Annotated in this window: 8 protein-coding genes; 2 read left to right on the top strand and 6 right to left on the bottom strand. The window is 37.5% G+C overall.

The window, feature by feature from the left end; translation table 11 throughout:
- Positions 1–2: 2 nt before the first annotated feature.
- Complete coding sequence (locus tag ACESTK_RS05885) at positions 3–416, bottom strand: response regulator transcription factor (protein WP_019162151.1); 414 nt, start codon at positions 414–416, stop codon at positions 3–5.
- Between the two features lie 118 nt (positions 417–534).
- Between ACESTK_RS05885 and ACESTK_RS05880 the strand changes: the two genes are divergently transcribed.
- A complete protein-coding gene (locus ACESTK_RS05880) occupies positions 535–909 on the top strand; it encodes a BlaI/MecI/CopY family transcriptional regulator (RefSeq protein ID WP_026077000.1) in 375 nt (124 codons plus the stop codon).
- 10 nt (positions 910–919) lie between these two features.
- On the top strand, positions 920–2716 hold the full coding sequence (locus tag ACESTK_RS05875) for a BlaR1 family beta-lactam sensor/signal transducer (protein WP_373119128.1): 1797 nt from the start codon (positions 920–922) through the stop codon (positions 2714–2716).
- 27 nt (positions 2717–2743) lie between these two features.
- Here ACESTK_RS05875 and ACESTK_RS05870 read toward each other — a convergent pair whose 3' ends face one another.
- From ACESTK_RS05870 to ACESTK_RS05850, 5 genes are all read right to left on the bottom strand, one after another.
- On the bottom strand, positions 2744–3991 hold the full coding sequence (locus ACESTK_RS05870; protein WP_117628249.1) for a DUF6070 family protein: 1248 nt from the start codon (positions 3989–3991) through the stop codon (positions 2744–2746).
- On the bottom strand, positions 3978–5135 hold the full coding sequence (locus ACESTK_RS05865; RefSeq protein WP_118063462.1) for a DUF6070 family protein: 1158 nt from the start codon (positions 5133–5135) through the stop codon (positions 3978–3980). The genes ACESTK_RS05870 and ACESTK_RS05865 overlap by 14 nt, the downstream gene beginning before the upstream one ends.
- A gap of 40 nt (positions 5136–5175) precedes the next feature.
- Complete coding sequence (locus ACESTK_RS05860; RefSeq protein ID WP_062807811.1) at positions 5176–7278, bottom strand: penicillin-binding transpeptidase domain-containing protein; 2103 nt, start codon at positions 7276–7278, stop codon at positions 5176–5178.
- Between the two features lie 726 nt (positions 7279–8004).
- On the bottom strand, positions 8005–8250 hold the full coding sequence (locus ACESTK_RS05855; RefSeq protein WP_373119124.1) for a transposon-transfer assisting family protein: 246 nt from the start codon (positions 8248–8250) through the stop codon (positions 8005–8007).
- Complete coding sequence (locus ACESTK_RS05850) at positions 8247–12101, bottom strand: DUF3849 domain-containing protein (RefSeq protein ID WP_373119121.1); 3855 nt, start codon at positions 12099–12101, stop codon at positions 8247–8249. Before ACESTK_RS05850 ends, ACESTK_RS05855 begins: the two co-directional genes overlap by 4 nt.
- Between the last annotated feature and the right edge of the window lie 48 nt (positions 12102–12149).

Raw genomic sequence — 12149 nt, 5'->3', positions numbered from 1 at the left:
TTTCACTCGCTGCCTAAATTCCCATTAAACCGATATCCTACACCTCGTACTGTTTGTATATATAATGGTTGTCCAGGATCATCTTCTATTTTTTCTCTGATATTGCAGATATGTCGCATAACCACATTATAATCACCGGAATAAGGTTCATTCCATACCAGATCATAAACCATTTCTTTTCCAAATATTCTACCTGGACTTTTCGCTAAAAAAAGTAAAATATCATATTCATATTTTGAAAGATGAACATCACTATCATTCTTTTTAACAATTCGTTCCTGTAGATATATTTTTAATTCTCCAAACCTTATAATTTCCGGTATGAATTGGTTTTTATGTTCCCAGCTAGTCAATATGTTTTCACTTATGCTTCCATTAGCATCTGTGATTCTCTCAATAATTTCTATCTTTTTCACCTTTATTGCCTCTACATTATTAATTTTATATTCTATATATCATCTGCCATTTGACTTTTTTCTTCTACAAGTAATATAATATATTTATTACATATGTAGGATTTAGCAGGAGGATTTTATTATGTCACTACCCCAGATTTCAGAAGCCGAATTTGAAGTTATGAAAATTGTATGGAAATATGCTCCCATCAATACAAATGAAATTACAGAAAAACTTACTCTAACTACCAGCTGGAGTCCAAAAACAATTCAAACTCTTATCAAGAGACTTGTTTCCAAAAAAGCTCTTTCCTGCGAAAAACAAAGCCGGGTATTTGTCTATACTCCATTAGTCCAAGAAGATGAATATATACGCCAGGAAAGCAATTCTTTTTTAAAGCGATATTATAATGGAAATCTTTCTTCTATGCTGGCTTCTTACCTTGAAGACGATAAGCTCTCTTCAACAGAAATTGATAACTTACGCCATTTATTATCAAAACATCAGAAATAGGAGGTTTTGAATGAGCAACTGGATCATCCACTTTTTAATCAGTAATATCTTCATATGTATTTTTACACTTGTAATAATCGGAACAAAAAAACTTCTGAAAAAATATTTATCTGCGACTACACAGTACCATCTCTGTTTTCTTTTATTTTTATTACTTGCCGTGCCATTTTTTCCTGTACAGATTCATGGCTCACAACTTTTTTCATGGTTACATTTTTTTCAAACTGACTCAGGACTTAACTCTGGTACCGACACGCTATCCGAACTTACCAGTAATACACAAAATATTTTGTTAAACCAGGTGAATGATTTTTCAGTTTCCATCAGTAGTCAATTTTCTGGAGGCTTGAATACCATACTCTTTCTAATATGGATAACGGGTGTTATGATTATGTCAGTCCTCACCCTTCATTCATTAAACTATGTACGTTCCATAAAAAGATCTGCTCTCCCGCTTCAAAATCAGCAGGTAAAAACTATTTATTACAATTGTTTAAAGGAACTTAAAATCTCTCACCCAGTATCAGTCTACAGTACTGCATTTTTAAAATCACCAGTTTTAATCGGAATAATACATCCCAGAATTTACATTCCCATCCATTTAATTTCCGAACTGAATCCTGATGATATGCGTTTTATGCTGCTACACGAATTACAGCATTACCGTCACAAAGATACATTTATTGGCTTCCTCATGGTCATAAGTAATATACTCTACTGGTTTAACCCTTTTGTTTGGTACACTTTAAAAGAAATTCTCTGTGACCGTGAAATAGCCTGTGATTCTGCTGTATTGCAGATGATTTCTGCTGATGAATACCAAGCTTATGGAACTACACTGATTAATTTTGCAGAAAAAATATCCTCTTTTTCCTCTCCACTGGCAGTTGGAATGTCCGGAAATTTCAGGCAGATGAAACGACGTATTCTCAACATCGCCGTTTTTAGGAAAGAAACTCTTTATCAAAAAATGAGAGCATTGATAATTTATCTGGTCATTAGTGCTGTTTTTATTGGATGTACACCCATTTTATCCATTGATGCCTCTACTCAAAACGTATATCATTTTAGTGATACAGACAAAAATATCTCCCTGTTAGATATATCCGAAACATTTGGAACATATGATGGATCATTTGTTTTGTATGACAATAATTTGGATTCCTGGAAAATATACGATCTTGAAGAAGCCACCAAACGTATTCCGCCAGAGTCTACCTACAAAATATACGATGCATTATTAGGGTTGGAATCCGGAATCATCACACCAGAACACTCTTCCATGACATGGAATGGTGATGCCTTTCCTTTTCCATCCTGGGAAGCTGATCAGGATTTAAACTCTGCTATGCAAAATTCCGTTAACTGGTATTTCCAGGCAATTGATTCGCAGCTCGGAATTAACAGAGTCCAGGAATTTTTGAATAAAATAGAATATGGAAACCAGACAACCAGTTCAAATCTGGATTTATACTGGTCCGATTTTTCATTAAAAATCTCGCCTTTAGAGCAAGTAACATTATTGAAAAAATTTAACACAAATGAATTCCATCTAAATTCCCAAAATGTATTTTCTGTTAAAAATGCTATAAAAATTGCCAGTACACCTAATGGTAATTTCTACGGAAAAACTGGAACCGGTCGTGTCAACGGACAGGATATCAACGGCTGGTTTATCGGATATGTAGAAACTTCCGATAACAGCTATTATTTTGCAACCAATATCCAAAGTGATTCTAATGCAACTGGAAAAAAAGCATTTGAAATCACTTCTAATATCTTAAAAAAATTACATATATGGAATTAACAAATATGAAAGGGCTGATAGTTGTTATCAGTTCTTTCTTTTTATTCTATATTGATATTTGGGAACTTCTTTCGTACCATTATTCAGAATTTTATTCCCCATATATTTAAAACTCTTATCATCGTTGAACTTAACAGTCAGCTCACTTGTAATAACGGCATCATTACATATAAATGTATCACATACAGCATCAACAACCAGCACATTGTTTCCCTCTCCGCTATCTCTTATTTCAACGACCTCCGGTAAAGATGTTCCAAAATAAGTAGGGCTATAATTTAAACAACCTAATCGTTCCCAGTCATAAGTTTGATGTTCCGAATCAAATACTGCCCATTTTTTAATTTGCTCCGCTGTTATCGGCAAAAACTCCATTATCAGATTTTCAAACTCTTCTGCCGGAATTCCACTTGAGTTACCTGAAAACTCATATCTCTCCCCGTATTTCATTCGATATAAATATTCATATAAACCATTATAATCTAACCCTTCCATATCAGATCTATCCCAATCAGAACATAAAAGATTATTCCCCTGATATCCAAGCAAATACACACACCTCTTTGAAACTTCCCTGCATTCATCACTTAAAGGTTTAATTCTTATCATAGAACTGCCATCAACCGCTTCTGATACTTCCGGATATTTTGGAACACATAGCGTATAACCAAACCAGCCTTTTTCTGTATATTTCCATTCTTCTATCCTTGTATACGAAACATATACAATAGATGGATTGTCGTTCATACCCCAAACAACTTTCACAGCCAACAAATACATATCTGTCCCATCATAATTGAATTTGAGTCTTTCTATCCCACCATCCCTGTTAATCCTATATAAGACGATATCTCCTGGCAGATCCTGTTCTGCCTTGAAAAGAAATTCTTCCATTTTAGAATAATTAGCCATATTTGAATACGGCGCTGATGTAATAACAGGGACATTTTTTTCCTTTAATACTTCCTGCATTTCTTCCATTACTGTCTCAGAAACTACTACATTCGATGAAGTTCCTTTATCCGCCTTTTGATAAATGGCTTTCATCTGATTCATAACATTCTTACAATCTTCAATAGCTTCTTCTTTCACGACTTCATCTACTGGCAAATCATATCCTCTTTCTTGTACAGCATAATTCGCAGTTTCCTGTGAAATATATTCTAAATCAGCCCCTTTACATTTTGTATTTCCTATGAAAAAGCATCCCAAAATAAATAAAACACTCACCATCTTTTTCAGTTTTCTTTTTGTACTCATATCAATTATCTCCATAACATTCCTCCCACTTTTCGTCTGATAATCTTTCCGTATACCAGGTAACCTCTATTTCTGACCTTGATACATAATTGGATACATATTGAAATCTATCTTTATCTAACAGCCGAATGGTTACGCTATGACAAAACGCCTGATCTAATTCTTTTTGTGGCCATACCGCATTTACTTCCAGTGTTATTGTTCCATCTTGATTTTCTATGTAGGAAACAACTTCCGGATATGGAATATATGGTGTGGGAGCAAAATCATATACGATTCCTCTGGTTCGATACCGATATGTCTGTGTTTCCGTGTGAAATACCGTTCCTGTCTGCAGTATCTCTGCGCTTATATTAAAATATTTTTGAAATATCGCTTCAAATGATTCTTTTGGGATTTCATAAGTCTTTCCTTCCTTAAATTCATCAGTTTTTTCTTCCATTGAAAGTAAACGGTCAAAAACATCATAAAAATTTATTCCATCATAATTTTTTTCACTCCAATTAGAAGTAAACAATTTATTAAGTGTATATCCAAAAGGAAGTATATATTTTCGATTCAGCTCCCTGCATTTTTTATTTAACGGCACTACCCGAAAGGCCCGATATCCAGACGGTCCATCATATCCAGCCGGATGATATTCTTCCATAAAGAAATACCCGTTTTCTGTATATTTCCATGAATTAGCTCTAAACTCATGATAATATGTTTCCTGCCAAGTGTCCTCTTTCCATTTAAAAGAGCTTACTTCAACGTCTATTTTCCCCTGTTTGGTTTTCAGATCATACCGGATAAAATGATCCCCTGCTATAACTTGAAATATAGTAGTTTTTCCATTTTTCTCTTTTTCTGCTTTTTTCAAAAAATCATCTACTTTAATACTTTGAACCATATCCAGCTGATTGTAGGAATCAATTACTGCATATCCATATTTTCCAAAATAATCCATACTTTTTTGTATTGTACTCAGCTCATATAGTGCATTTTCTTTCACAGCATTCTCATATATGTTCCGATAGCCTTCTGCTAGCATTTCACACTCTCTGTAAATTTTTTCTTTCGTATCTTCAATTGTCTTTTTCTGCTCTTTCTTTATGCCACATCCACTACAGACAGCAAGAAAAATAACTCCCACAAATATTTTCCAAATTTTTTTCATATCATTTTCCTCTTACATTTGTAATATTTAAAGGTAAAAATTATTCATTACCAAGATATTCATCCAGTATCGCCTTATCCTTTTCCACCACATAACCGCTTCCTCCAATATCTTTCACATTCTCTACCATACTGATGAGCAAAATAGGATTCTTTGTATCTCTATCTGTAGTAAAAACTGTAAACCAGCCAATTTCTGTTCCAGATGTATCTTCTTTTGTAGCTTTCAGTTCCGCTGTTCCGGTTTTTCCTGCTAATCTAATGTCTTCCCGGCATGCTCCATAACCAGTTCCTTCCGGGTTATTCACTACACCCTCTAACCCCTCCATAACCTCCGAAACAATTTGTGGTGAAAAAGCATCTTTTATCCAGATTTCACTGGAAGTGCTTCCACCATCCGCGTGAAGATATGGCTTTATCATATTTCCATCATTTAGAAAAGCCGTATAAATGCTTGCAAGATGCAAAGGATTTACCAGAATCTGTCCCTGTCCATACCCACTGTCAGCAAGCTGGATTTCTGTTTCTATCTTGTCCATATTAGAATATTGGGACTCTGACATTTTAATATCAAATGGAAGTTCCTGATTAAATCCTATTTGATTTAGAGACTGCATCAGTTGATCCGCACCAATTTTTAATGCTGCTTTTGCAAAATAAATATTATCTGAATAAATAAGCGCATTTTTCAAGATCACAGGTTCATAATCATGAAGTGTAGTCACTGTATAATCTCCCCACGAGGAATCTTTCTGCCACGCCAGACCCTCATTTCCAAAATCGTCATTTGCAGTAAATGCCCCCACTTTTAATCCAATTGCAGCAATTACAGGTTTAAAAGTTGAGCCAGGACACCATGTCTGGCGAAAGCGGTTGTATAAAGGCCTGTCTTCATTTTCATTTAATGCACTCCACTGGCTGTTGTCCATTCCACGTACAAAATCATTATTATCATAAGATGGCGTACTTACCAACGCCAATACTTCCCCTGTATAAGGATTCAAAGCTACAGAACATCCTCTGTCTTCTTTAAATTGTTCATAAAGAGTACTTTGAAGATCACCATCAATCGTAGTATGGATATCTTCTCCATCTTTTCTAGGCTCATATGCAATAACACTTTTTTTATTTCCATTTGCATCTACAATACAGATTTCACACCCATCTGTTCCTTTTAGTTCTTTTTCATAAAGCGTTTCCAGTCCAGTCTTTCCAATCACACTGTTTGTACGATACCCTTCCCCTTTATGTTCCTGCAAATCTTCGGCTGTAACCGCCTGTACATACCCTACCAGATGAGAGGCAGCTTCTTTTAGATAATAAGTTCGTACTTTTACATCAGATAACATAATACCTGGAATCTTCAATAATGTGTCCTGCTTTTCTTTTTCTTCCAGAACAGTTTTATCCGGATTCACTGTCAAAAGATCGACCTCTTGTATTTTAGGAATTGTTGCTACTGGTACAAAAGAATCTGCTTTTACCCAACCGGCTTTTAACTTATCCTCAATTTCGTCTGCTCCAATTCCAAGATACTCTGCCAGTTTTTTTATTGTATCTTCTCTGTTCTCCATCCTGCCCGGAACAATTCCTACCGAAGATGCAGTTCCCTCTCCAGCCAACTGACGACCATTTCTGTCTAAAATATCTCCTCTCTTTGCCTCTTCTGACGTTACCTGAACTTTATCCGTTGCAGATAACTCTGGAAAAATCAACTGATCCTGCCAGATTAAATGATATCCTGTCCAATCATGTGAAAATACCGCATCGTTGGTAAATTCTACATTTCCTGCAGCAGTCTGCATATTTGTTGTATAGGAAACTGCCGCATTTCCGTTTTCTTGTCTTTTTACTGTAATATCGGTTATGGACAGATCAGACATCTCAATGCCTTCATATATTTTAGAATTTCGTTCTATAAATTCTTCCTTACTGTTCATGCTGCTTTTTTTCTGATCCAGCATGGCATACATTTGCTCATATTCCCCTTTTTCAATATATTTCATATATTCCATTAGTCTTTTTTCAGGAACATTACAATTCATTATTGTTACAATACCGATTCCACCACCAATCAATATACCGCTAAATAAAACTATTTTTGTAATAATCTTCGTGTGTTTTTTTCTTTTCTTTTTTCTCATATAGTTTTATTTCTCCTTTTTTCATATTTTCTTAAATATTACACTTGTAATATTTAAACGTCAAGCTTTTTCTTAGGTTTATATATGTAGACAAGAGAAAAGATTTGCATAAAAAAGAAAGGGCATCTCAAAGCCTTCTTTGATAAAGAACTTTACGACACTCTGAGGTAATGGTTTCTCCGGATGTTTCCCAAACGCTATAATCACTCTCCAGAAGAACCAAAAACGATTTTTAATTTTCTCTCAGAAAAAAAAGAACTACTCTAAATCTGCTGATCTTTGAAATAACCCTGCTCGTTTCTTATAATCACAAACATATTCAGACAACACATTCTTTGCTGGCAGATTATTATAGCAGAAAACGCAACAAATCCCTTTATTAACTTTTGTTCCATATATTTCCTGTACCAATCCTATTGTTTCATCATCTGAACAAAAGCTCTTCGGAATCTCCCTACAATCCCTGATAATAACGCAAATCTGTTTACTATGTCCTCTCTGTTAGTATACAAGCCAGCTAATCTCTTTATTATAGTATCTAAATACTTCTTCCCAATTCCACTACTCAAAATTTCTTCAGTCACTGTTTCTGCAGATGTGTTTTTATATCAGCCAGAGTTTCCCTGGCTGAATTCTTCCAATATATACCTGTTAACACTTCTCAATGCTGACACTTTTTCCTTCGCTTCTCATCTTTCACCTGCTATACTGCACTCTGGCTTGAATTCATTCCCCCTCTTCCAGTTCCGATTTATAATCTTCCAAGTCCATAAGAAAAGTCTCATAGCCTTCATCACTCATGCAGAACAGCTTTCTTAGGGTATTGCAGACAAGTCCGATCATATCCGCATCCCCTTTCAGAAATGGAATGATCTGGTCAATAGCTTCCATTGTGTCATTTCTGTTTCCTTTATCAAACATTGCCGTTACTAAACATTCATCTGTATCAAAGTTCATTGCCAGATCCATCATAATTCTACATCCCCCTTCTTATGTGCTTTGGGTTTTTCTGCTTCTTTATTTTTCTGTTCCTGTGCTTTTGCCCTTGCCTGAAATTCTTTCAACGACTGCAGCACAGATTTTTTCAGTTCTCCTTTTTCGCCCTTTATAGGCTCTTTCTTTTGCGTCTGGTTCGGTTCTACTGATACGGATTCTTTCTTGACTGGTGTTTCTGGAACTTCCTGTTTCACTTCCACAGTCTGTTCTGCTTCCTGCACTTTTCCATGTTTCTCATTCAGATACTTTTCCATATCGTTAATTGCTTTCTGTACCAATGGACTTTCCTTATAATGAGGAATCATATCTATCAGTTCCCTGTCTACTCTGTCCCAACACATCAGTTCGTACTCTCCAGAATAATCCTTATCCCCGTCCTGCAGGTCAAAACCAATCCCTTTGCCTCCATGTAGTCGATCTGCCGGAATACTTTCATAAATCTTAATCGCTTCTTCCAGAGTAAGATTATTATGGTATTCTCCCATGACCGGAAACTCCATACACTCTGCTACATAAAAAGTAATCGTAGCTTCTGGCTGTTCCTGTTCTGGTTTTCTGGTAAAGATAGAAAGGATTTCTGCATTTTCCAGACGGGAAAGTAATGACCTGGCAGTTATCACATCACTGTCTATATCAGATTCTTCCGATACTTCAACCAGCCAGTCCTTTAAACACCCTGTTTTCTGATTCAAAATGTCCTCTGTGATCTTCTCCACCTGTTCTTCCCTGTTCTCAACGGTATCTTTATATTCGTAAGTGTCATATTCATAACTGAAATTATCTAAATCAGCCGCCAGCTTTTCGATTTCCTTCTGATCAAGATAGGCTTCTGACTCTTTCATATATTCTGCCAGAGTGATTCTTTCTTCTGCGATAGGATTGATGTCCACCTTAATACCTGCCATTGCTATACCATGAGCATTTAATTCATTGAAGAAACTGTCCTCCCGGATATTGCCACGATAAGAAAGCACCACATCAAGGTCAGAATCATCTCTGTAAAGTTCCTCTCTGCTTCTGGAACCATGCACCCTTGCTGCAAGCAGCTCTACTTCATTTTCTAATCCCATATCTTCCAGAATACCCTGTGCGTGATACAAGACACCCCGTTCCACTTCTGCCCTGCTAAGACCATTTAATGCTGCTTCATCTCTTCCAATCTCAGAAGTCGCACGAAGCTCACCTGCCTGTAGTAAATCCTTTGAATGTTGGATGGTCATTGCCTCAAATTCTTTATAGTCCACTTTGACACATTCCATATCATCCATTCTTTCACTTTTTAAGATTTCATAAGTAGCTTTCTGAACAGATACTTTGGGATCGTCATAATCATTGGAATGGATTTCGTGCAGGTCAGAATCATAAAAAATATAAAAATAGCCTTCTTCCGTTGCCTGTACGGTCAGATACCCTTTGCTCTTGGTAAACTGCATTACAATTCCCTCACAGGTATCCACTGCTCTTTCCCTGTCATAATCCTCAAAAATACTTGGTGGACAATTCTTTAATAACTGTGCCAGCTGCATCTGCCGTTCGCCTGCTTCTTCCACTTCTGCCATCAAATCCTCATAGTCAACGGGAACTGCATTTTCCAGGGACATTTCTTCATCTTCCAGAATATCTTCCATTGCCTGCTGCATAGAAATATCCGGATTGTCATAGGCACCGCCGTCGATCTCATCGTAATCCAAAGCATAAAAGGTATAATCATAGCCTTCCTCTGTTCTCTGGATTGCAAAATACCTATCGTCAATCTTATATGCCAGTTCATCCGGTTCCAGTTCCGGCATAAGTCCTTCCACAGAAATCCCTTTCTCCTGCAGATATTCTGAAATAGCTTCCAATGCTCCTGCATCATACCCATTCCAGAGATCTTCTGCGACAAGCTGACCATGTTCCGATACGATAATCCCTGCCACATCTGAACCATACTCATCATGTTCCATGAAGAAGAACTTCTCCCCTGCATACTCTCTTTCATCTACTGTATGCCAGGTTCCTGCATGTCCATCTGCTTCAAATCCTCTGGTATCTGCTGTAATGGTGACTTCCGCTTCATCTAATGCCTGTTCAATCTTCTGCATACGGATCTCTGCCCTTGCCATATCAATAAATCCATCTAACACCGCTGGGTGGCTTTCTATCACATAATCCTGATTCAGATTCTTCCCCTGATTGATATTTTCCGGGATTTCGATATGTTCTGCCCAGTCTTTGTTCTGTTTGGAAAATCTGCCGTCATAAGAAAGTTCCCGAAGCGTATTTGCCATAACAAACGTCATACGTTCTTCTCCAAACTGTTCCAGCACTTGTTTTGCGGCATCTTCCTTTAAATGCAGCCCGTCAAAATTTAATGCGATTGCTTCCTCGATTGCTTTCTTACAATCAATATTTAACTTTCTGGAATCCAGATAAGCATCTACATCCCGTTCTTCCATTGCCTGAGCAAGTGTTCCTTTATAAACTGGCGGATAGGCTCTGGTATGATTATTTTCCAGCATCTCCATTCTCTGCTGTACAAAGTCCGGAAGTTCCTCAAAGCCGAAAGAATCCACATAATAAGCCTTTGTCTCCGCCGTCCGGTTTATAACTATGACGTCGCTTACCGATAAGGAATGTCCACGAAAATCGTTCGGGCGGTTGATATTAAATCTCTCAAAAATATCCTCTAATGTGATCGTTGGTGTCCACGGAGCCGCATACACCATCCTGTAGTCTTTCCCCTCAATGGTATAGCCTAATTTTTTAGCCGATTCAAAACCCATAAACTGATAAGTATGCTCTCCGCCCGTATCCATCTGATAGATTGCAAAACGACCGCTTTCTCCATGAAAAAGCAAAGTTTCATCAATCTTTTCCGCACTGTCCTGTTCCAGTTTTTCCTGTCTGGTGGCAGATGCTTCTTTTTCTTCATATTGCATGATATTTTCTCTTTCCAGCTCATGCATCTGCTCCTCAATGTTCCCAATGATCTCTGCAGATGTTTTTCGGATGGTATCCATTGATGCTTTCAACGCCTTCATATCCCTGCTCTCGCACCAGCTGGCGATATAGGTAAACGAATATTCTGAAGTATCCAGACCAAAATGGTTGCAGACAATATAAGCAATACTTTCTGCTTCCACTTCCTTTGTTGTCTGGTCTTTTAAGACTCCTTCCGCATCCATTACTTCCCGGTCATGCAGCAATGCGTGGCTCACCTCATGGACTCCAGTTTTCATCGTCTGTACATTACTCATATCTTCCTTTATCGCAATATATTTTTCTGTCTGGTGATAATAGCCTTTTGCATCCCCTTCCACATTCATCATACGGATCGGCACAGGAGAAATATTCTGCAATGCCTGCATGAACGTATCATAAAACTGTACACTTCCGGTAAGCTCCGGCACCTCCAGTTCTGCGATCGGTTCCCCCTCTGTCTGGCTGACATCAAACACTGTCGTTACACGGAATCTCGGTATCACCATCTCCACAATCTCTGTTTCCGGCTGTCCATCATCCCCGATCACAGGCTCTTTTGTTACCGGGTCGATCTTTTCAATCTCCTGTTTCTCCCGTATCGGTGCTGGTGCGATGATCTGGATTCCTTTCTCTCCACGTTTTACATAACGGTTAAATTTCTTCTGCCATGCATGATACCCGGCCACCAGTGTTGCTTCCGGTTTCTGCATGGTGATCAGCAGCGTGTTATTAAAGCTGTAATTGTGGAACTTTGACATGGTATTCAGATATTCGGTATATCTCTCCGAAGTAAAGATTTCTTTTACTCCCTGCTCCAGCCGTTCCGATATTTCTTTTAACTGTTTTTCTATATTATTTGCCATAAACAAACCCTCCATTTTATGTCCCGCCAGAGAAAACTCTGACGGGAA

Origin of the sequence: Ruminococcus sp. Marseille-P328, assembly GCF_964249465.1 — a bacterium.
In the GTDB taxonomy this organism is placed as follows: domain Bacteria; phylum Bacillota; class Clostridia; order Lachnospirales; family Lachnospiraceae; genus Blautia_A; species Blautia_A faecis.
The sequence above is the reverse complement of the archived record's forward strand: the minus strand, read 5'-3'. Positions and strand labels throughout refer to the sequence as shown.

Bases quoted from the DNA above. Each gene is read 5' to 3' on its own strand.
- ACESTK_RS05875 (WP_373119128.1), top strand. From the start codon at position 920: ATGAGCAACTGGATCATCCACTTTTTAATCAGTAATATCTTCATATGT.
- ACESTK_RS05870 (WP_117628249.1), bottom strand. From the start codon at position 3,991: ATGGAGATAATTGATATGAGTACAAAAAGAAAACTGAAAAAGATGGTG.
- ACESTK_RS05865 (WP_118063462.1), bottom strand. From the start codon at position 5,135: ATGAAAAAAATTTGGAAAATATTTGTGGGAGTTATTTTTCTTGCTGTC.
- ACESTK_RS05860 (WP_062807811.1), bottom strand. From the start codon at position 7,278: ATGAGAAAAAAGAAAAGAAAAAAACACACGAAGATTATTACAAAAATA.
- ACESTK_RS05855 (WP_373119124.1), bottom strand. From the start codon at position 8,250: ATGATGGATCTGGCAATGAACTTTGATACAGATGAATGTTTAGTAACG.
- ACESTK_RS05850 (WP_373119121.1), bottom strand. From the start codon at position 12,101: ATGGCAAATAATATAGAAAAACAGTTAAAAGAAATATCGGAACGGCTG.